We start from the raw sequence: 19,915 nt of genomic DNA, 5'->3' as shown, positions 1-19,915 counted from the left end.
CGCAGTCCCCCCACGGCCCGCCGAGGAGACAGACATGGACGAGATCGTCAGGCAAGCCATGGCACGCTGGCCCAACGTGCCCAACGCCTACGGCTGGCTGGCACTGGACCGCCGCGGCCAGTGGCGCCTGCGCAATGAGTACGCCCAGCAGCACGGGCTTTCGGGCGACCCCATCCGCCATGAAGCGCTGATCGGCTTTATCGAACGCAACTACCTGTGCGACGAGCGCGGCGCCTGGTACTTCCAGAACGGTCCGCAGCGGGTGTTCGTTTCGCTGGGCTATGCGCCGTGGGTGGTGCGGCTGCATGAAGGCGCGCTGCGCACGACCACGCAGCAGGCCTTCACGCTGCAGGCCTGCTACGCCGACGAGCACGGCAACGTGGTGCTGGCCGGCACGGTCGAGGGCATGGCGCAAGGCAGCCCGCCGGCACAGCAGGCCGCCCTGCTGCACGACCACGACCTGGAACTGTTCAGCGGCGCCAGCACCTGGCATGGCGAAGCCTGCGGCACTGACCTGGGCGTATTCCACCACAATGGCCGCGACATCCCGATCGAGCCGGTTGCCGAGAGCGAGGTGCCCAGGCGCTTTGGCTTCGTGCGCCAGCCGGCGCCGCCGGCTGGCTGAACGCCTGCCTCAGTTAGGCATGCCCTTGCTGTCCTGCTTGTCCTCGCGGTACTGGCGCTCCAGCTGGTGCAGGCGCGCATCGACCTCGGACAGCGTGTAGAAGTCGCCGTCGCCGGCCTTGCGCGCGATCTGCAACTGCTCGATCGCGGCCTGGTAGGCGCCGTCCATCGCATACTTCTCGGCCAGCGCCTGGTGCTGCTGCAAGCGCTTGCCCTGGCCCGCGTAGGCGCGCGCCAGCAGCTCCCACCATTCGCTGCGGCTGGTCTCCTGGCGCGTGCGTTCGCGCAGGAAGCGCACGGCCTCTTCATAGCGGCCTGAGCCGACCAGGGTATCGGCATAGGCAATCGCCACCGCATGCGACAGCGGGAACGCCTTCATCGACGCGCTGGCCTGGGACAGCGCCTCGGGCACGCGGCCCTGCGCGCGCGCCAGTTCCACCGCCATCACGTCCAGCATGGGGCTGCCCGAGGAGGCGCCGGGAATATTGCCGTAGAGACGGCGCGCCTCGGCCAGCTCCTGTTCGGCGGCCGGGTAGCGGCCCAGCCGCTGCTCGGTGAAGGCAAGGCCGTAGTGCAGCGCCGGAGCACGCAGTGCCGTTGCTCCCGGCAGTTGCGTGCGCAGCGCCGCGCGCAGGTTCTGCAGGTCGCTGGGCGACGATTCCTGGATCACGCGGGCCCGCATCCGCGCAAACTCGTATTCAGGCGTGTTGGCGACCTTGCGCTTGCTGGCATGGCTGACGCGGTCCTGCATGTCGGCAATCCGCTCGGAGGTCAGCGGGTGAGTCCGCACATAAGACGGGACCGAGTTTTCCGCGGTCCCCGATGCGCGCTGCAGGCGCATGAAGAAATCGGGCATGCCCTGCGGGTCAAACCCCGCCGCGGTCAGGATCTGGAAGCCGACCCGGTCGGCCTCGCGCTCGGCCCCGCGCGAAAACGACAGCTGGTTGGCGATGGCCGCGCCCTGCCCGCCCATGGCCAGCGCCGCCGCGGCGTCCGGGCTGCGCGTGGCGGCCAGGCCCGCCAGCACCATCGAGGCCAGCGCGATCCACATCGACTGGTCCTGCGAGGTGATGCCACGCGCGATATGCCGCTGCATCACGTGGCCGATTTCATGGCCCAGCACCGAGGCCAGTTCCGATTCCGTATCGGACTGCACCAGCAGCCCGGTATGCACGCCGATATAGCCGCCCGGCAGCGCAAACGCGTTGATGCTGCGGTCACGCACCGCGAACAGGTCAAAGCCGGTGGCAAAGGTGCCCGCACCGGTCGAGCCGGAGATATTCTGGCGCCGCGCCGCCTGCACCAGCCGGTAGCCCAGCGCGTTCAGGTAATCGGACAGCAGCGGATCCGGCACGTACAGCGGGTCGCGCCGGATATCGCGCATGATGCGGTCGCCCAGGCGCTTTTCCATGTCGGGCGACAGCGACGCCGTGGACGGGTCGCCCAGGTCCGGCAGCTGCACGCCGCCGGCCTCCACCACCGCGTTGTTGGTGCGCAGGCCGAACTCGGACTTCTGGCCCGCCTTCACGCTGCGGTTCAGGTTGTCATAGACCTGGTCGCTGGCCTCGCCCGAGATGGCGGGCACCGGCTGCGGGGGCCGGGCCGCGGGCGCAGCCGCCACCGGCGTGGCTGGCGCCGGGGCCGTGCGCGGCGTACCCTGGGGCCAGGCCGGCGCCGCGAACGTCAGCGCCAGCAGCGCCGCCAGCGGCCGCCGCCATGGCGTCCATGCGCCGCCAGCGCGGCAATGGCCGGCGCCTGCGCGATGTGACGCGGAGCCGGCGGGAACAGCGTCCGCCACGGCGCCGGGGCCGCGTGCGGCAGACCTGCGAAGCGATGGGTGTTTTGGCATGTTGCTATGATAGCGGCCTCCCGTGGCCGTTCCCATCGGATGCTTCCCAGGGACGCCGGCGGCCACCAGCACGCAGTTCGCACTGAAGCTCTCGATCATGACCCAGCTCACCCATTTCGATACCGCCGGACAAGCCCACATGGTCGACGTCGGCGACAAGGCCAGCACCCACCGCGTCGCCGTGGCCACCGGCACCATCACCATGCAGCCAGCCACCTTCACGCTGGTGCGCGACGGCAGCGCCAAGAAAGGCGACGTGATCGGCATCGCCCGCGTGGCGGCGATCATGGCCACCAAGCGCACCGCCGACCTGATCCCGCTATGCCACCCGATCGGCCTGACCAAGGTGGCGGTCGAGTTCGCGCTGGACGAGGCCACCGCCACCGTAGCCTGCACCGTGCGCACCGAAACCCGCGGCCAGACCGGCGTGGAGATGGAAGCGCTGACCGGCGTGCAGGTGGCGCTGCTGACGATCTACGACATGTGCAAGGCGGTGGACCGCGGCATGGTGATCGGCAATGTGAAGTTGCTGGAAAAGCATGGGGGCAAGTCGGGGGATTGGGTGGCGGTCGGCTGACCTCCGCACGTGACGCCTGCAACACGCGCCGCGATGGGCAGTGTCACGATGTCTTACGCCAGGGTCGTTCCCCGGTAATAGAGGTAACGCCGCATTTCCAGCCGGGCCGCCGTGGCGCCGGCGCGGGACAATTTGGTATTCAATATGATTGCAGGCCCGCCGCTGGTTGCGGCCTGCTGACCCTGTCCGTGGCGTGCCATGCGGTGCGCGCGGGGATGAGGTGGATACCATGAACGGGCGCATGCTCTGCCAGATCGCCCTGGCACTCGCGGCCACGGCCGCAAGCGGCGCCGCCCTCGCCGGGCGGGCCGATCTCCACGATGCCGCTTTGCACGATAGCGACGCACGCGGCGGCTTCATCAAGACACGCACAAGCGTCGGCGTGGGCCTCTATTTCGGGCCCGGCGTGTTCTATGGCGGCTACCCGTATGGCTACCCCGCCCCGTACTACTACCCGCCCGCCGTGGTCACCGCACCCGCGGCGCCGCCGCAGTACATCGAACAGGGTCCGAACGGCCCCGTGCCGGTCCCCGGCCCGGACGGCGTAGCGCCGCAGCAGGGCTGGTGGTACCACTGCGACCAGCCCGAAGGCTACTACCCCTATGTGCAGTCCTGCCCCGGCGGCTGGCAGCGCATACCGGCACAGCCGCCGGCCAACTTCTGATGCGGGGTGACACCATGCATGCCCTGACCCGCGCCACGCTGGCCGTGGCTACCCTGACCCTCGGCGCCTGCGCCGTGATGCCTGCCGGCCCCAGCGTGATGGTGCTGCCGGGCACCGGCAAGAGCTTCGACCAGTTCCGCGCCGACGACTACAACTGCCGCCAGTTCGCCTTCGGGCGGGTGGGCGGTGTCTCATCCTCGCAGGCCGCCAACAATGCCGCCGTCGGCAGCGCCGTGGTCGGCACCGCGCTGGGCGCAGCGGCGGGCGCGGCGTTCAATGGCGGATCGGGTGCGGCGGTGGGTGCGGGCGTCGGCCTGCTGACTGGCGCGGCGGTCGGCGCTGGCAATGCCCAGTACGCCGGCTACGGCACGCAACAGCAATACGATGCCGCCTACGTACAGTGCATGTACGCCAGCGGCAACCGCGTGCCGGCCCCCGGACGCGTCGCCGCTGCGCCGCCGTCACCACGGTACTACTACTATCCGCCGCCTCCGCCACCGGTCTATTACAGCCCGTATCCGTACTACTAGGTCAGTCCCGGCGCCATTCGGAATACCGACGCGAACGGTCGCCGACCCATGCGCAGAATGCCTGCGGGCGTTCGTCTGGCGTCAGGTCGCGGCAGGCCTTCGCAATCTCGGCGTATTGCGCGACTTCATCGCCAAGGTAGTACCAGCGCAGCCGTTCCATCCACTGGCGGCCTTGCGCAGGATCGCCGGTCAGCGCCAGCAGCCATGCGGTGCGCGCGATCATGGTCGGCGTAGGCAGCAGGTGGACGGCGGCGATGTGGGCGGGCAACAACTCTGCCGCATTGGCCGGCGTAATGGTGGCCAGGCCGGCAGCGTCGGCCTGCGCGTGCTGGCGGAACCAGAAGCGCGGCATCGGCAAGGCGTTGCGGCCTTCGCTGCTGGCGTATTCGCGGGCTTCGGCGCGGCGGTAGTCTTGCCACATGGTGGCCAGCACGGCCACAGCCACCACGACAAACGCGAGCGCCAGCCCACGTGCCACTGGCATCGGCACGCGCCAACGCCCGAAACCCGACGGCTCCAGCCAACCGAGCATGAAGCAGAACGGCAGGAAGAAATAGAGATAATGCAGCGGGTATTCGAGCATCGAATGCGCGCACAGCATCGCCAGCCAGGTGAGAACCAGCACGGTCTGCTTGCGCTCTTCGCTATCGCCGTGCCACAAGCGAACGCGAATCACGCGCCATAGCCACGCCAGCAGGATCAGGCCTACGCCGGCGGTACCGACGATGCCCGTCTTTGCCAGCAGGTCGAGGATGGCGTTGTGGGCGTGCAGGGACATCTCCACCTTCACGCCGACTTGCTGCAACTGCTGGAATTGCGCCCAGCCGAACTCGCCCCAGCCGACGCCGAACCACGGGTGGGAGCGGAACATTGCCAGCGCGTGGGTCCACAGTGCGCCGCGCGCGGACATCTGGTCTTCGGCTTCGAGTTGCGCGATGGTGTCGAACAGACGCCAGTCGAAGGCTTGCCCTGCGGCGCGGATTGCGGGTTGCAGGATCAGTAGCATCGCCACCATTGCTACGGCTGCGACGAGCAGACCGACTGGCCGCTGCATTGGGTCCGAGTCGCGCCGCCCGCCTCGCGTGAGCCACGCCGCGACCAGCGCGTAGATCGCAGCGAGGCCAACATGCAGCACGCCAGTGCGCGAACCGGATAGCACGATGCCGCTTTCCAGCAGGGCCACGGCGGCTAGCCACATCGGGAAACGTAGGCGGCCACGCGAGGCCAGCCACACGGATGCCACCAGCGCCAGGCCTTCAACGGTGGCCTGGTGATTGGGCTGGTTCAGGTTGCCCCACAGGCGGCGGTTGTTGTCGTAGAAATAGCTGGAGACGAGGCCGAAGGCGCGGGGTTCGAGATGGAACAGCTGCACCCATTGCGTGAGGGTGCCCAGCAGGCCGGCGATGAAGAAGGCGGTGGCGAGGGTGTCTCCGATGTTCTGAGTGGATGCCGCAGGCGTGCCTCGGTACGACCATGCGGCGCATGTCACCGCTGCGCCCAGGAACAGCGTGAGGATGGTGGTGAGGCGGCTACCAGTGATGTCGTGATGGCCAGTGGCGCCCGAGACAAGTCCGACGACGACCAGCCAGAGAAACAGCAGTGTCACCCACGGCAGCGACACTCCAGGCGATGCCACTGGGCGGCGACCCGCATGGATCGCGAGGACGGCGAGCGCGCAGAGCGCGGCGGTCCATTCGCCGTAGAACGTCGCGAGCGGCAGCGTGTGCCGGGAGACTAGCAGGGGAAAGACGATGGCTGCGATGAGGGCAGCCGACGGGATGTTGGTCCGGGACGGCGGCATTGAGGCGCCTGGTTAGGGGAAAGGCGCATGATAGCTTGGGCGCTACCTAAAGAAAAAGCGCCCGAAGGCGCTTCTTCTTTAGGTAGCAATCAGACAGAATCAGATACCCGTTTTTGCCTTGGTACAGGGCGCGGCACCAGTGTTGGTAGCTGCCCATTTAATCGCGTTCGCGTTGCTAGTATTGTCCGGAGTCAGCGTGACTTCACAACCGAGCAGTGCAGCCTTACCCGTCATCACAACTGCCCCGGTCTTCGCGGTCAAGGTTACAGTGGCATTGGTCGGCGCCGGAAGTGCCGGATAGCCAGTGGCCGTCTTCAAGAGTACATCAGTATCGCATTTGGCATCGATTACGCCGTTATTGACTTGACTGCACTCAGCGATGGCCATTTTCAAAGGGGCAACTTGCGAATAGACGTCCGACCAACGCGACCGCGTCACATAATCCTGATACTGCGGAATCGCAATAGCCGCCAAAATACCAATGATCGCCACCACGATCATCAGTTCGATCAGCGTAAAGCCCTTCTGGACACGACGGCCCAGCTTCTTCAGTTGTTGTACCCGTTGCATGATTTGACCCCTCGAAGAGATTTTAGTTGAGCGTTGCACGTCTTCGGTTTCGTGACGCGGGGACTATTGAGCAGTAACCGTGCCAGCGGCATCCCCCATCGGTTGGGGGTGAAAAGCGACAAATTTCGTCACCCATCAGGGGGATGCATGCCGTATGCGCCAAAATTTGTCACTTGCGCTCGCTACCGCCGCGCGAAGCGACAAAATGTGCGATCACTCACATGAGTTAGTTGGCCAAGGCACCGACGGCCGCCTTGCGGCGCGCCAACGAAAAAGGGCGGCCAGCTGGCCGCCCTTCTCGCCTGGGCGAAATCTCGTCAGGCGGCCTGTGCCGACCGGCGGCTCAGCAGCTTGCCCATGATCACCACCATGATCGCGCCGGCGGCGCCGAATACCAGGTGGGCGTGCGGCACGTGGACTTCGAACCAGGCGGCGTCGACCGGGTCGCTGACCAGCATTTCGCCGGCCAGGTAGCCCAACAGCGCGGCACCCAGCACGATGATGACCGGGAAGCGCTCCATGACCTTGAGCAGCAGCGTGCTGCCGAACACGATCAGCGGGATCGACAGGCCCAGGCCGATGATCAGCAGCATCAGCTGGCTGCCCTCGGGGCCCTTCTGCGCGGCGGCGGCCACGGCCACCACGTTGTCGAGCGACATCACCAGGTCCGCGATCAGGATGGTGCGGATGGCGGCCCAGATATTGTCCTTGCCGTCGTGGCCTTCCTCATCGTCATCGCCGGTCAGCAGTTGCACGCCGATGTAGACCAGCAGCACGGCACCGACGATCTTCAGGTACGGCAGGCTCAGCAGCTTGACCGCGGCCACGGTCAGCACCACGCGCATGATGATGGCGGCGGCACTGCCCCAGAAGATGGCTTTCTTCTGCTGGGCGGGCGGCAGGTTGCGCGAGGCGAGCGCGATCACCACCGCGTTGTCGCCGGACAGGACGATATTGGTCAGGATGATCGATCCCAACGCAATCCAGAATGTGGTGGAAGACAGCAGTTCCACGGGAGGGCTCCTCGAATTTTATAGGTTGCACACCCGTCATCTGACGGGATTTCGGATGTCTCGAAACACGGACATGACTGTTTACCGCACGAACCTTTCGATTAGATTTCAATCCTGTAATGTTTCGTGCCGGAAGCCACGCCGAATCCGTCCTCCAGAATGACAATGCCCCCGCGCGGGCGGGGGCATTGCCTGGTTCGCCATTCCAGCGCTCGCTGGAATGGCGAGGTACGACTTACAGCATTGCCTTCAGCAGGCGGCCCATCTCCGACGGGTTCTTGGTCACCTTGATACCGCAGGCTTCCATGATTTCCAGCTTGGCCTGGGCGGTATCGGCACCGCCCGAGATCAGCGCGCCGGCGTGGCCCATGCGCTTGCCCGGAGGCGCGGTCACGCCAGCGATGAAGCCAACCACCGGCTTCTTCATGTTTTCCTTGATCCAGTAAGCCGCGTTGGCTTCGTCCGGACCGCCGATCTCACCGATCATGACCACGGCGTCCGTTTCCGGATCGTCGTTGAACATCTTCATCACGTCGATGTGCTTCAGGCCGTTGATGGGGTCGCCACCAATGCCGACAGCCGACGACTGGCCCAGGCCCAGCGCGGTCAGCTGGCCCACGGCTTCGTACGTCAGCGTGCCCGAGCGCGACACTACGCCGATGCGGCCCTTGCGGTGGATGTGGCCCGGCATGATGCCGATCTTGATTTCGTCCGGCGTGATCAGGCCCGGGCAGTTCGGTCCCAGCAGCAGGGTCTTCTTGTTCTCGCGGCGCATGCGGTCCTTGACTTCCATCATGTCGCGCACGGGGATGCCTTCGGTAATGCAGACCACCAGGTCCAGGTCGGCGTCAACGGCTTCCCAGATCGCGGCAGCGGCGCCTGCGGGCGGCACGTAGATGACCGACACGGTGGCGCCGGTCTGGGCCTTGGCGTCCTTGACGCTGGCGTAGATGGGAATGCCTTCGAAGTCTTCGCCGGCCTTCTTGGGGTTCACGCCTGCTACGAAGGCGTTCTTGCCGTTGGCGTAGTCGCGGCAGCCACGGGTGTGGAACTGGCCGGTCTTGCCGGTAATGCCCTGGGTGATGACCTTGGTGTCTTTGTTGATCAGAATCGACATGCTGTAATCCTTTGCTTGGCTACGAGCGGCGCGCACAGGGGCTCAAGGGAGCGCCTGCGCACCGCCCGCGTTCGCGTATGGTTGCGTTCGTGCGACGGCTTACTTGCCAGCGGCAGCGGCCACCACCTTCTGGGCGGCTTCTTCCATCGTGTCGGCCGAGATGATGGGCAGGCCCGAGTCGGCCAGCATCTTCTTGCCGAGGTCTTCGTTGGTGCCCTTCATGCGCACGACCAGCGGCACCGTCAGGTGCACGGCCTTGGAAGCGGAGATCACGCCTTCGGCGATCACGTCGCAACGCATGATGCCGCCGAAGATGTTGACCAGGATGGCCTGCACGTTCTTGTTGCTCAGCATCAGCTTGAAGGCTTCGGTCACCTTCTCGGTGGTGGCACCGCCGCCCACGTCGAGGAAGTTGGCCGGCTCGCCGCCGAACAGCTTGATGGTGTCCATGGTGGCCATGGCCAGGCCGGCGCCGTTCACCAGGCAGCCGATGTTGCCGTCCAGCGAGATGTAGGCCAGGTCGAACTTCGAGGCTTCGATTTCGTTGGCGTCTTCTTCATCCAGGTCGCGGTAGGCAACGATTTCCGGGTGACGGAACAGCGCGTTCGAGTCGAAGTTGAACTTGGCGTCCAGCGCGATGACCTTGCCGTCGCCGGTCAGGATCAGCGGGTTGATTTCAGCCAGCGAAGCGTCGGTTTCATAGAACGCCTTGTACAGGCCTTGCAGGGCCTGGCGGGCTTGCGCCACGCTCGTGTCGGGCACGCCGATCTTGCGGGCGATGTCGTCGGCTTCAGCGTCGGTCAGGCCAACCGACGGCTCGATGATCAGGGTGTGGATCTTTTCCGGGCTGTGGGCGGCGACTTCTTCGATGTCCATGCCGCCTTCGCTCGAGGCCATCAGCGCGACCTTCTGCGAAACACGGTCCACCACCAGCGAAACGTACAGTTCCTTCTTGATGTCGGCGCCTTCTTCGATCAGCAGACGGTTGACCTTCTTGCCTTCCGGGCCGGTCTGGTGCGTGACCAGCTGCATGCCCAGGATGTTCGAAGCGTAGGTCTTGACGTCGTCGATGCTCTTGGCAACCTTCACGCCGCCGCCCTTGCCGCGGCCACCCGCATGAATCTGAGCCTTGACGACCCACACCGGGCCGCCGAGCGTTTCTGCGGCCTTCAGGGCCTCGTCAACCGAGAACGCGGGGATGCCGCGCGGAACCGGCACATTGTATTTGCGCAGGATTTCCTTGCCTTGATACTCATGGATATTCATGCGTGTTTCCTTTCGGGTAGGCGTAAAAGGTAGAAGGGAAGAATCTGAAAGAAGACGAACTCTCTCGTCAGGCTGGCCAATCCTGAGAATCAGCCGGAGGTGCCGGTCGGCCGCTCGGCCGGGACAGCGTCGTTGCCATCATTGCCGCGGTCGCCATTGGCCGCGGGCGGCGCCTGAGGCGCAGTTGCGACGGCAGGTGCTGCCTCGGCCCGTACCTTGGGCGTCGGCTGGTGACCATACCAGCGCGGGTAAAACTGACGAACCACCTCGCCATCGAAACGCAGGGCGTGGCAGCCGTTCAACTGATAGGGCGGCTCCGGATTCGGGTCGTCCTCGCCGTTGTCGCGGATATTGATGACTTCACCGGCAAAGGCCTGGATCGCCGTGCTGGGCAGCACGCCAGCGGCCTCGGTCAGGTGTGAGCAACCGTGCATGCCGCCCAGGCGCTCGCGCACGGCCTTGCGAAAGCCCTTGCGCAGGTTCAGGCCGATCAGCTTGCGGTAAGCCGGGCCGATCGTGTCGCAATGAGATGGATACGGCACCCAGTCCGAGCAGGCCTCGGCATCCAGCACCGTCATTTCCTCATTGATCGTGACGCGCAACCACAGGTCGTGCAGGGGCTGGCCTACCGGGCGGACGCGGTCGCCGGCCAGTTCGATGTCGCGAGGCTTGGTGTCGGTCAGGCGCACCTCGATATCCCACAAGCCGTCCTCTCTCTGGTACGCCTCGGCCGTAATGGCGCGACGGTGACGCTGGGAGCGGTTGACGGGCTGGGACAGAGGCATGGCCAGGCTGGAAATACGGGGGCTGGGGAACGGCGGTGCCGGAGCACCGAAAACCGGGGGAGTTTAACATGCCGCGCCGCTTTGGCCGGGAACATCCTTGTGCAGCAACTGTCGCAGCGGGATTGTCGGCCGACCATGGCGCATCAGGCCTCGCCACCGTCGTCGCCGTAGTCTTCGTCCGCACCCTGGATGATCTTGCCGACGACCGAACGCGAGAACCCGCGCGCCACCATGAAGCGGATCTGCCTGGCCCGCGCTTCGGGCGTGTCCGGCGGGGTGCCGAAGCGCTTGCGCCAGACCTCACGGGCGCGCTCCACTTCCGTGGCGCGCAGCCGCTCCTGCAGATCGCCCAGTTGCTCGCTGCCGAGCTTGTGGGTCTTGGCTTCCTGCATCACGCGCGCGGTGCCGTAGCGGGCGCCGCGGCGGTGCACCAGGCTGTCGGCAAAGCGCTGGTTCGACAGCCAGTTCTCGCGCTCCAGCGCGTCCAGCAACTGCTCCAGCTGCTCGGCCGACTCGGCATGCGGCGCCAGCTTGCGCGCCAGCTCGGCACGGCTGTGCTCGCGGCGCGACAGGTAGCCGACGGCGCGGGCCTTCAGCGAAAGCGGGGGACGGGTTGCCATGGGTTGCCGGAATCTGTGGATGGAGGGGATCCGCGCCAAGCAAAAAGGCCGGGGCATCGGCGATGCCCCGGCCTTCCGGATGGCGCAATGGCCGCTGGCGCGGTCAGTCTTCGACCGCTACCGGCGTGGCAGCCGCCGTGGGGTTCATGGCCACCACGCCCAGCGCCGCGCGCACCTTGTTCTCGATCTCGTCGGCGATGTCAGGGTTCTCGCGCAGGTATTCGCGCGCGTTGTCCTTGCCCTGGCCGATCTTGTCGCCGTTGTAGCTGTACCAGGCGCCGGACTTTTCGACGATCTTGGCGTCCACGCCCAGGTCGATGATCTCGCCCTGGCGCGAGATGCCCTGGCCGTAGAGGATGTCGAAGAAGGCTTCGCGGAACGGCGGCGAGACCTTGTTCTTGACCACCTTGACCTTGGTCTCGTTGCCGATCACGTCGTCGCCCTTCTTGATCGAGCCGATGCGGCGGATATCCAGGCGCACCGAGGCGTAGAACTTGAGCGCGTTGCCGCCGGTGGTGGTTTCCGGCGAGCCGAACATCACGCCGATCTTCATGCGGATCTGGTTGATGAAGATCACCAGGCAGTTGGTGCGCTTGATGGTGCCGGTCAGCTTGCGCAGCGCCTGGCTCATCAGGCGGGCCTGCAGGCCGGGCAGCGAATCGCCCATTTCGCCTTCGATTTCGGCCTTGGGCACCAGCGCCGCCACCGAGTCGATCACGATCAGGTCGATCGAGCCCGAGCGCACCAGCGCGTCGGTGATTTCCAGCGCCTGTTCGCCGGTGTCCGGCTGCGAGATCAGCAGGTCGCCGACGTTGACGCCCAGCTTGTTGGCGTAGCTGACGTCCAGCGCATGCTCGGCGTCGATAAAGGCGCAGGTGCCGCCCAGCTTCTGCATCTCGGCCACGACCTGCAGCGTCAGCGTGGTCTTGCCCGACGATTCCGGACCATAGATCTCGACCACGCGGCCGCGCGGCAGGCCACCGACGCCAAGCGCGATGTCCAGGCCGAGCGAACCGGTGGATACCACCTGAATGTCCTTCTCGACCTCGCCGTCGCCCAGGCGCATGATCGAGCCCTTGCCGAACTGCTTCTCGATCTGGGAGAGCGCGGCGGCAAGCGCCTTCTGCTTCTCGGCGCTCACGCCGGCACCTGCCTTCTTGTCGTCCATGGTCGTCCTTGAATCAATGGTGTATAAATAGGCCGCATGTGGCGCGGCACCGGCATTTTCCGGCTCCAGCGCCGGCCCGGCTGTCTGCGCGGCCGCTCTCCAGGGGGTCTCCCCGGGCAGCCCCAGCGGAACGTGCGGGTACTGTATAAAAAAACAGTATGCTTGGCAAGCCCCATCGCGCCCCATTCCGCCGGCGCCGGCTATGCCGGCCAGGGTGGAGACAACCATGCGCATTCTGATCGCCGAAGATGACGACGTGCTGGCGGACGGCCTGACGCGCTCGCTACGCCACTCGGGTTACGCCGTCGACCACGTCACCAACGGCCTGGAAGCCGATTCCGCGCTGTCGACCCAGACCTTCGACCTGCTGATCCTGGACCTGGGCCTGCCGCGCATGTCCGGGCTGGAAGTGCTCAAGCGCCTGCGCGCGCGCGGCGCCATGCTGCCGGTGCTGATCCTGACCGCCGCCGACAGCGTCGACGAGCGCGTCAAGGGCCTGGACCTGGGCGCCGACGACTATATGGCCAAGCCCTTTGCCCTGTCCGAGCTTGAAGCGCGCGTGCGCGCGCTGGTGCGGCGCGGCGCCGGCGGCGGCGCCACGCTGATGCGGCACGGGCCGCTGGCCTACGACCAGGTCGGACGCATCGCCTATCTCAACGAGCAGATGCTGGACCTGTCCGCGCGCGAGATCGGGTTGCTGGAGATCCTGCTGACACGCAGCGGCCGCCTGGTATCGAAAGAGCAGCTGGTGGACCACCTGTGCGAATGGGGCGAGGAAGTCAGCAACAACGCCATCGAGGTCTACGTGCACCGGCTGCGCAAGAAGATCGAAGTCGGCGGCATCCGCATCGCCACCGTGCGCGGGCTTGGCTACTGCCTGGAGAAATTCCAGCCGGCGGTGGCCACGCATCACTGATCCGACCCCACCGCAGGCCACGCGACTGACCTGAGCGCAACCTCGCCGAGATGAGCCTGCTGCGACTGCCCTGGCGGCGCGTGCCCCGCCCCGCGCCACCCCCTCCTTCCGCCGCCCCGGCCCCGGACACTACCGACCAGGATCTGGCCGACGCGTTGCCGCACCTGGAGGAAAGCGCGGCAAATTCCGCGCCGCGCTCATTGTTCGGTGAGATCCTCGACTGGATGCTGGCGCCGCTGCTGCTGCTCTGGCCGATGAGCATCGCGGTGACCTACCTGGTGGCCAAGTCGATCGCCAACGGGCCCTTCGACCGCGCGCTGGAAGCCAGCGCCATCGTGCTGTCGCAGCAGGTGCGCGAGGTCAACGGGCGCATCACGCTGCAGCTGCCGCTGTCGGCGCGCGAGATCCTGCGCGCCGACGAGACCGACAACATCTACTACCAGGTGGTCGGCAAGCGCGGCGAATACATCGCCGGCGACCACGACCTGCCGCTGCCGTCCGAGGAGGACCAGGGCCACGCGGGGCTGGTGTCCCTGCGCGATGACCGCGTGGCCGGCAACGACGTGCGCGTGGCCTACACCTATATCGACCTGAAGCAGGTCAGCGGCAGCCAGCCGGTGCTGGTGCAGGTGGCCGAGACGCTGGACAAGCGCGCGCGCCTGGCCAACGAGATCATCAAGGGCGTGATCCTGCCGCAGTTCGTGATCCTGCCGCTGGCGGTGGTGCTGGTGTGGTTCGGGCTGTCGCGCGGGCTGGCGCCGCTGACCGCGATCCAGCAGCGCATCCGCGCGCGCAACCCCGGCGATACCAGCCCGATCGACGAACGCGCCGCGCCGCAGGAAATCACGCCGCTGGTGGGTTCGTTCAACGACCTGCTGGCGCGCCTGGACCAGTCGGTGCAGACCCAGAAGCGCTTTATCGCCGATGCCGCGCACCAGATGAAGACGCCGCTGGCGGGCCTGCGCATGCAGGCCGAGCTGGCGCAGCGCGAGCAGTCGCCGGAAGAGCTGCGGCGCTCGCTGGCGCAGATCGCCGGCAGCTCTGAGCGCACCGCGCACCTGGTCACGCAGCTGCTGTCGCTGGCGCGCATGGAAAACCTGGCGGGCACCGGCGGCATGGCCGCGCTGGACCTGGCGGCGCTCGCGCGCGAGGTGGTCAAGGACTGGCTGCCGCAGGCTTGGGCGCGCGACATCGACCTGGGCCTGGATGCCGACGAACATCCGGTGATGGTGCAAGGCAACCGCCTGATGCTGACCGAGATGCTGAACAACCTGCTCGACAACGCCATCCGCTACACGCCGCGCGGCGGGCACGCCACGGTGCGCGTCAGCGCCGATGCCTTCGAGCCGTTCGCCTACCTGGATGTGGAAGACACCGGCCCGGGCATTGCGCCGGCCGAGCGCGAGCGCGTGATGGAGCGCTTCTACCGCGTGCTCGGCACCAATACCGAAGGCAGCGGCCTGGGCCTGGCCATCGTGCGCGAGATCGTGCAGCAGCACGGCGGCGACGTCCAGATTTCCGACCACGTCTACCAACAATCGCCACGGCTGGCCGGCGCGCATTTCCGCGTGACGCTGCGCCGGCCCGACTACCTGCCGCCCGCATGAACGACAGCCCCGCCCCCGATAGTGCCGAAGCCCGCCAGCGCCAGGCCTGGCGGCGCAACCTGCGCTGGATCTGCGGCCTGCTCGCGATCTGGTTCACCGTCACCTTCGTGGTGGCATGGTTTGCGCGCGACCTGCGCTTCGACTTCTTTGGCTGGCCGTTCTCGTTCTGGGTCGGCGCGCAAGGCGCGCTGGTGGTCTACGTGCTGATGGCCGCGCTCTACGCCTGGCGCATGAACCGCGCCGACGGCGAAGCGGACGCCGATAGCCTGGCCGCGCCCGCCCCTGCGCCTTCGCAGGGCGCCTCGCGCGGAACAGGCACTGATGCTGCATAGCCGCAGCCCTGCAAAGCGCGCCATTCCGCCACACAAGTGAATTGCGCCCCGCAGCGCAGCAGCCAAACTCGCGCCCACGGCTAGCGTATACCCCGATATTCTTTGACGATTCCGTGCCCCGTTCTGTCAGAACGCAGTAAGTTTCGCCACCCACAATCCTCTGCAACTCAGGCATAGCGGCCAGCCGCGCGGTCTTTCCCGCGCCACGCCCACCCGAGATCCATTCCAGACGGAGGAGACAATATGGCAAACGTGCAAAACGTTGCGGTGCCCGCAGGGGGCGCGCAGAACGCACCGATGACAGCCGAAGAGCGCAAGGTGATCTTTGCCTCATCGCTGGGCACGGTGTTCGAGTGGTACGACTTTTATCTCTACGGCTCGCTGGCGGCAATCATTGCCAAGCAGTTCTTCGCCGGACTGGATCCCACCTCGGCCTTCATCTTCGCGCTGCTCGCATTCGCCGCCGGCTTTATCGTGCGGCCGTTCGGCGCGCTGGTGTTCGGCCGCCTGGGCGACATGATCGGGCGCAAGTACACCTTCCTGGTGACGATCCTGCTCATGGGCCTGTCGACCTTCATCGTCGGCCTGCTGCCGGGCTATGCCACCATCGGCTGGGCCGCGCCGATCATCCTGATCGCACTGCGCATGCTGCAAGGCCTGGCGCTCGGCGGCGAGTACGGCGGTGCCGCCACCTACGTGGCCGAGCACGCACCGCACGGCAAGCGCGGCGCCTATACCTCGTGGATCCAGACCACGGCCACGCTGGGCCTGTTCCTGTCGCTGATCGTGATCCTGCTGTGCCGCGAAATGACCGGACCCAACTTCGAGACCTGGGGCTGGCGCATCCCGTTCCTGGTGTCGATCCTGCTGCTGGGCGTGTCGGTATATATCCGCCTGTCGATGAATGAATCGCCGGCGTTCCAGCGCATGAAGGCAGAGGGCAAGACCTCCAAGGCCCCGCTGACCGAGTCCTTCGGCCAGTGGCGCAACCTGAAGATCGTGATCCTGGCCCTGCTCGGCCTGACCGCCGGCCAGGCCGTGGTCTGGTACACCGGCCAGTTCTATGCGCTGTTCTTCCTGACCCAGGTGCTCAAGGTCGATGCCAAGACGGCCAACCTGCTGATCGCCGGCGCACTGGTGCTCGGCACGCCGTTCTTCATCTTCTTCGGCTCGCTGTCGGACAAGATCGGCCGCAAGTGGATCATCATGGCGGGCTGCGCGCTGGCCGTGCTGACCTACTTCCCGCTGTTCAAGGCCATGACCCACTACGCCAACCCGGCTCTGGAGCGCGCCCAGAAGAGCGCCCAGATCGTGGTCACCGCCGACCCGAAGCAGTGCTCGTTCCAGGGCAGCCCGATCGCCCGCGAGATCGACTTCCGCAGCTCCTGCGACATTGCCAAGCGCACGCTGGCCCAGGCATCGGCCAGCTATGAAGTGGTCGAGGCCCCGGCCGGCACCGTGGCCACGGTCAAGATCGGCGACAAGGAGATCAAGGCCTTCGACGCGCAGCTGGTGAACGGCCACAGCTTCGACGAGCCCAGCAAGAAGCAGATCGCGGCGTTCAAGAAGGAGGTTGGTGAATCGATGGCCTCCGCCGGCTACCCGACCAAGGCCGACCCGGCACAGATGAACACGATCATGGTGCTGGTGATCCTGGTCATCCTGGTGATCTACGTCACCATGGTGTACGGCCCGATCGCCGCCATGCTGGTGGAGCTGTTCCCGACCCGCATCCGCTACACCTCGATGTCGCTGCCCTACCATATCGGCAACGGCTGGTTCGGCGGCCTGCTGCCCACCATCTCGTTTGCGCTGGTGGCCCAGAACGGCAACATCTACTACGGTCTCTGGTACCCGATCATCATCGCAGCCATCACCTTCGTGATCGGCGCGCTGTTCATCCGCGAGACCAAGGACGTGAACATCTACGCCAACGACTGAGCAGTCGTCCGGCACTAACGGAAACGGCAGGCCATTCGGCCTGCCGTTTTTTTATGCATGGGCCCTTCGTGCAAAATCTTCACACGAAGGTGTTGACAGCATCGAAAGCCCAGGTATAATCTCAGTCTTCGTTGGCGAATTAGCTCAGTCGGTTAGAGCGACGGAATCATAATCCGCAGGTCCGGGGTTCGAGTCCCTGATTCGCCACCATCTATTTAAAAAGCCGCGATCCCGCATGGGTTCGCGGCTTTTTGCTTTGGGTCGTTACCAGGGCGCGCAAACGAGAACCGCCCATCATGGGGCGGCCACAGACGACGCTTACCAGTAACGCACGCGCCCGGTATCGATGTGCACGAACTGGTCAGACTCATAGAAGCCGACGCCCCCGCCCTGCAATGACTTGGCCGCGTCGCGCACGTCCGCCAGCGGCACGCCGGCCAGGCGGATGTCGATGGCCTTGCCGTCCATGTGCAGGCTGTGCCTGGCCACGCCGCCGCCGCGCGTGTTGCGCAGGCGCGAATTGGTGGTCGGACTGCGGTAGCCGGAAATGACCTGGAACGGCTGGTCGGTGCCAAGCTCGCGGCGGACCTGGAACAGCAGGTCGAACAGTTGCGGGTCGATCATGCCGACCTTGCCGGAATAGTGGTCGCGCAGGAAGCCGTTGAGCGTAGTCAGCGCGTCGGGCACGAAGCGGTCGCCAACGGCATAGACCAACGACACGCGTTCGCCGGTGTGGGTGTGGTCGAACGCCAGCGTGCGGGCGTCCGGCAGGCCAGCCAGGGCCCGGTTTGCAGGCAGGCCTGCCAGCGCCTGGCGCGGCGCCAGCGGCATCAGGCCGGCGGCAAGGGCCAGGCCTCCGGCGGTATGAAGAAAGCGGCGGCGTGCCTGGCGCGTCGCATCAGTCATGGTACTTCCTCTGAATGTGCCAGTGGCGCCTCAGCGGGTGGTGCCAGAGGCGCTTGCAATAGCTGGTTGCTGGGGCCGTCCGTTGCGTTGCCGCAGTGCCTTCTCCAGCAATTTGTCGTGACCGTAAATGTCAGGCAAGAAGGATACACGACCATCGGCGCGCGCAATGACCGTGCCGTAGGCCAGCACCACCGGCAAGGGCTGCTGCAGGCGCACCGTATTGGACTTGCCACGCGTCATCGCTTCGCGGATCCGGGTCTCGTTCCAGTCCGGCATATCGTGCAACACGAACTGGGCCAATGCTACTGGGGCTTCCACGCGGATGCAGCCATGACTGAAGTCGCGCCGGCCGCGCTTGAACAGCTGCGGCGAGGGCGTGTGGTGCAGGTAGATGTTCTCGTTGTTGGGAAACACGAACTTGATATCGCCCAGCGCGTTCAGCGGGCCCGGCCGCTGGCGGATGCGCATGCGGCCGTTCAGCACTGCCTCGAGATTTTCCTCGGACAGCGTGGTCACGGCCTTGCCGTCGCCGGTGACGAACTCCAGGCCCTGCCGGTTGAAATAGGCCGGATCGCGGCGCAGGTGCGGCACGGTCTCGCGGCGCGCGATCGAGGGCGGGATGTTCCAGTACGGGCTGAACTCGATGTAGCGCATATCCTCCTCGAACAACGGCGTGCGCGTATCCAGTGCCTTGCCCACGATCACCTTCATCTCGAGCTTGATGTCGAGCTTGCCGTCGCGGATCTCATAGGCGCGCAGCATGAATTCCGGCACATTGACCACGATCATGCGCGGACCGTCCAGCGGCGTCCAGCGCAGCCGCTCCATGGTCAGTTCGATTTGCCGCACACGGCTGGCGATGGGCAGGTTGAGTTGTGCCAGCGTGGCCGCGCCGATCACGCCGTCGGCCTCCAGGCCGTGGCGCGACTGGAACGCCTTGACGCCGTCGACCAGGGTCCCTTCGTAGCGGGCCGGCACCTGGGTGCCGGCGGGCAGGTCGCCCAGCGCAACCAGGCGTGCAGCCAGCGCCGCGGCACCGGCCCAGGGCTGGCCCGGCGTCAGCTTGCTCGCCGGCAAGGGTGGCAGCGGCTGCCCCCAGGCCGGCTGCTTCGCGATCTCGCGGTACCGCGCCAGGGCCTCCCGCAGCGTGCCATAGAGCGGGAAGGTGGGCGCTGCCTGGCGGATGGCATCGGGCAGCCGTTGCTGCCTGACGGCATCGCGCAGCCAGATGGCGGCATCGAAGGGCCGTTCCGCCTGGGGGGCAAAGTTGGCATGGACCGCGCGCGGGTTGACGCGCCCGCCGTGCAGGTCTGCCAGCATCCGCTCCATCGCGGCGCTCAGCGCCGCATCCACGCGTGCGGCCGCGTCCGGCGGCAATGCTGGCCCGCTGGCGGCCTGGGCCACGGCCTGGCGCAAGGCGTCGGCATCGTAGTCGCGCGGGTCGAGGCCGTCGGCCGCGGCCGCGGCCAGCGCATCGACGGCCTGGCGGGCCGCCGGCACCGGTCGGCCCTGCGCAAACCACATCGGTTCGTTGGCGAAGGCAGGCGTGGCCTGGCATGCGGCGGCACAGGCAAGCACGACAGCGCCCAGGCGGCGTGCGGCGGCATTCAGGGTCGGTGGCATCGGGCG

General features: G+C 66.4%; 19 protein-coding genes and 1 tRNA gene. 9 read left to right on the top strand and 11 right to left on the bottom strand.

The window, feature by feature from the left end; genetic code table 11:
• Positions 1–34: 34 nt before the first annotated feature.
• Entirely contained in the window at positions 35–625 is a 591-nt protein-coding gene (locus AC1Q6V_RS02755; protein WP_454749249.1) for a DUF2946 family protein, read from the top strand.
• A gap of 9 nt (positions 626–634) precedes the next feature.
• Here the strand turns inward: AC1Q6V_RS02755 and AC1Q6V_RS02750 are convergent, their stop codons facing one another.
• Positions 635–2,473, bottom strand: coding sequence for a beta-barrel assembly-enhancing protease (locus AC1Q6V_RS02750; protein WP_037025090.1), 1,839 nt, complete (start codon positions 2,471–2,473; stop codon positions 635–637).
• Between the two features lie 97 nt (positions 2,474–2,570).
• Here AC1Q6V_RS02750 and moaC point away from each other — a divergent pair, with 97 nt between their 5' ends.
• The 3 genes from moaC to AC1Q6V_RS02735 all read left to right on the top strand — a co-directional run bounded on the left by moaC (position 2,571) and on the right by AC1Q6V_RS02735 (position 4,244).
• Positions 2,571–3,050 carry a cyclic pyranopterin monophosphate synthase MoaC gene (gene moaC / locus AC1Q6V_RS02745; RefSeq protein WP_454749248.1) on the top strand — a complete coding sequence of 160 codons (480 nt, stop codon included), beginning with the start codon at positions 2,571–2,573 and terminating at the stop codon, positions 3,048–3,050.
• Between the two features lie 229 nt (positions 3,051–3,279).
• Positions 3,280–3,714, top strand: coding sequence for a hypothetical protein (locus tag AC1Q6V_RS02740; RefSeq protein WP_454749247.1), 435 nt, complete (start codon positions 3,280–3,282; stop codon positions 3,712–3,714).
• 14 nt (positions 3,715–3,728) lie between these two features.
• Complete coding sequence (locus AC1Q6V_RS02735; protein ID WP_011614572.1) at positions 3,729–4,244, top strand: glycine zipper family protein; 516 nt, start codon at positions 3,729–3,731, stop codon at positions 4,242–4,244.
• A gap of 1 nt (position 4,245) precedes the next feature.
• Here the strand turns inward: AC1Q6V_RS02735 and AC1Q6V_RS02730 are convergent, their stop codons facing one another.
• From AC1Q6V_RS02730 to recA, 8 genes are all read right to left on the bottom strand, one after another.
• On the bottom strand, positions 4,246–6,045 hold the full coding sequence (locus AC1Q6V_RS02730) for a PglL family O-oligosaccharyltransferase (protein ID WP_454749246.1): 1,800 nt from the start codon (positions 6,043–6,045) through the stop codon (positions 4,246–4,248).
• 99 nt (positions 6,046–6,144) lie between these two features.
• Positions 6,145–6,615: a pilin gene (locus AC1Q6V_RS02725; protein ID WP_454749245.1), complete on the bottom strand. Its 471-nt coding sequence runs from the start codon at positions 6,613–6,615 to the stop codon at positions 6,145–6,147.
• 317 nt (positions 6,616–6,932) lie between these two features.
• Positions 6,933–7,628 (bottom strand): TerC family protein, encoded by a 696-nt coding sequence (locus AC1Q6V_RS02720; protein ID WP_010812217.1) that lies wholly within the window; start codon positions 7,626–7,628, stop codon positions 6,933–6,935.
• 235 nt (positions 7,629–7,863) lie between these two features.
• Complete coding sequence (gene sucD / locus AC1Q6V_RS02715) at positions 7,864–8,745, bottom strand: succinate--CoA ligase subunit alpha (RefSeq protein ID WP_010812218.1); 882 nt, start codon at positions 8,743–8,745, stop codon at positions 7,864–7,866.
• 99 nt (positions 8,746–8,844) lie between these two features.
• Positions 8,845–10,011 carry an ADP-forming succinate--CoA ligase subunit beta gene (gene sucC / locus AC1Q6V_RS02710; protein ID WP_010812219.1) on the bottom strand — a complete coding sequence of 389 codons (1,167 nt, stop codon included), beginning with the start codon at positions 10,009–10,011 and terminating at the stop codon, positions 8,845–8,847.
• Positions 10,012–10,100: 89 nt separating this feature from the next.
• Entirely contained in the window at positions 10,101–10,796 is a 696-nt protein-coding gene (locus AC1Q6V_RS02705) for a DUF2889 domain-containing protein (protein ID WP_011614567.1), read from the bottom strand.
• Positions 10,797–10,939: 143 nt separating this feature from the next.
• Positions 10,940–11,416, bottom strand: coding sequence for a recombination regulator RecX (recX, locus tag AC1Q6V_RS02700; RefSeq protein WP_011614566.1), 477 nt, complete (start codon positions 11,414–11,416; stop codon positions 10,940–10,942).
• A 103-nt stretch (positions 11,417–11,519) separates the two neighbouring features.
• Positions 11,520–12,584, bottom strand: coding sequence for a recombinase RecA (recA, locus tag AC1Q6V_RS02695; protein WP_010812222.1), 1,065 nt, complete (start codon positions 12,582–12,584; stop codon positions 11,520–11,522).
• A 226-nt stretch (positions 12,585–12,810) separates the two neighbouring features.
• Here recA and AC1Q6V_RS02690 point away from each other — a divergent pair, with 226 nt between their 5' ends.
• From AC1Q6V_RS02690 to AC1Q6V_RS02670, 5 genes are all read left to right on the top strand, one after another.
• Positions 12,811–13,500: a response regulator gene (locus AC1Q6V_RS02690; RefSeq protein WP_010812223.1), complete on the top strand. Its 690-nt coding sequence runs from the start codon at positions 12,811–12,813 to the stop codon at positions 13,498–13,500.
• 50 nt (positions 13,501–13,550) lie between these two features.
• On the top strand, positions 13,551–15,107 hold the full coding sequence (locus tag AC1Q6V_RS02685) for a sensor histidine kinase (protein WP_454749244.1): 1,557 nt from the start codon (positions 13,551–13,553) through the stop codon (positions 15,105–15,107).
• Positions 15,104–15,439 (top strand): DUF4212 domain-containing protein, encoded by a 336-nt coding sequence (locus tag AC1Q6V_RS02680; protein WP_010812225.1) that lies wholly within the window; start codon positions 15,104–15,106, stop codon positions 15,437–15,439. Before AC1Q6V_RS02685 ends, AC1Q6V_RS02680 begins: the two co-directional genes overlap by 4 nt.
• A gap of 243 nt (positions 15,440–15,682) precedes the next feature.
• Entirely contained in the window at positions 15,683–17,380 is a 1,698-nt protein-coding gene (locus tag AC1Q6V_RS02675; RefSeq protein WP_010812226.1) for an MFS transporter, read from the top strand.
• A 133-nt stretch (positions 17,381–17,513) separates the two neighbouring features.
• Positions 17,514–17,590 (top strand) — tRNA-Met (locus tag AC1Q6V_RS02670).
• A gap of 108 nt (positions 17,591–17,698) precedes the next feature.
• Here AC1Q6V_RS02670 and AC1Q6V_RS02665 read toward each other — a convergent pair.
• Both AC1Q6V_RS02665 and AC1Q6V_RS02660 read right to left on the bottom strand, forming a co-directional pair.
• Positions 17,699–18,286, bottom strand: a complete 588-nt coding sequence (locus AC1Q6V_RS02665) for a YcbK family protein (protein ID WP_010812227.1) — start codon at positions 18,284–18,286, stop codon at positions 17,699–17,701.
• A gap of 30 nt (positions 18,287–18,316) precedes the next feature.
• Positions 18,317–19,909, bottom strand: coding sequence for a L,D-transpeptidase family protein (locus AC1Q6V_RS02660; protein WP_062804664.1), 1,593 nt, complete (start codon positions 19,907–19,909; stop codon positions 18,317–18,319).
• Positions 19,910–19,915: the final 6 nt, after the last annotated feature.

Source organism: Cupriavidus sp. GW823-FHT07B10 (genome assembly GCF_058794355.1).
This window is presented reverse-complemented; position numbering and strand designations above follow the sequence as displayed.